The organism is Vibrio sp. 1978 (genome assembly GCF_033344345.1).
Window position 1 is genome coordinate 1 of sequence record NZ_JAWPOP010000146.1, and the last position, 1,082, is coordinate 1,082.

The window sequence follows — 1,082 nt, forward strand, 5'->3', positions numbered from 1 at the left end:
TCGAAGAGTTTAATCGCGGAACGCAAGTACGCTCCGATCAAGGCTTGGGATTAGGCTTGGCGATTTCCAAAGGGATTGCGCAGGTGTTGGGGCACGAAATTTCAATGCGTTCGTGGTTTGGCAAAGGCAGCGTGTTCTCGATAACCTTGGATAAGGCTTGTCACGTTCAGCCACACCCTGCGAAAGTCGAGACCAGTCCTCAATCTGAGTTGTGCCACTTGCGAATTTTGTGTGTCGATAACGAACCTGACATTTTGGTCGGAATGGAAAATCTTCTCTCTCGTTGGGGATGCGACATACGCGTTGCGACGGATCTCGTCGAAAGTTTACAAGCGCTCGAAGGCGATTGGGTGCCAGACGTCATTTTCTCTGATTATCGATTGGATAATGGACGTACGGGGTTAGAAGTGTTGCAACAGTGTCGTTTGCGTCTGGGGAATCGTTTTGAAGGGGTGATAATCAGTGCTGACCGTACTGACGATATGATGGAAGGCATCAAAGCGAACGGTTTCAGCTTTATTGCCAAACCAGTTAAGCCACTTAAATTGCGCTCTGTGCTCAATCGAGTCGCGTAACTTAGGTAAGTTGAGCGCATGAGCCAGATAGTAAGAGACCTCCGATGAGAGGTCTCTTTGTATTCTGCAGATATTCAAAGCAGTGCTTTACTCAGCCACGCCACCTTGAGTCAATTTGGCTGGATTAAGTAGCCTTTCAAGCGTTTCGCGGTCTAAATCCGTTTCCTCTTCGGCCACATCAATGATGGCTCGTCCTTGTTTGTAGGCTTTTTTCGCCACTTCGGCCGCTTTTAAATACCCGATCACCGGGTTTAGTGCGGTGACTAAAATCGGATTCTTGGCCAAAGCAATATCGAGGTTATCTTGTCGAACGTCAAAGGTCGCAATCGCCTTATTGGCAAGGGCGGTCGCACTGTTCGCAACGAGCTCAATGCTCTCCAAAATATTATGTGCAATCACGGGTAGCATAACATTCAACTGGAAGTTGCCAGACTGACCCGCGATGGTGATGGTTGCGTCGTTGCCAATCACTTGCGCTGACGCCATGGCTGCGGCTTCAGGAATAAC

The 1,082-nt window shown here is 48.9% G+C and carries 1 protein-coding gene and 1 pseudogene; one reads left to right on the forward strand and one right to left on the reverse strand.

What is annotated here, in order from left to right:
• Positions 1 to 575, forward strand: a 575-nt coding sequence (locus R8N49_RS25105; protein WP_318190210.1) for a hybrid sensor histidine kinase/response regulator, incomplete at its 5' end; no start/stop codon positions are given.
• Between the two features lie 87 nt (positions 576 to 662).
• Here the strand turns inward: R8N49_RS25105 and aspA are convergent.
• A pseudogene (gene aspA / locus R8N49_RS25110) lies at positions 663 to 1,082 on the reverse strand (aspartate ammonia-lyase); the annotation flags it as partial.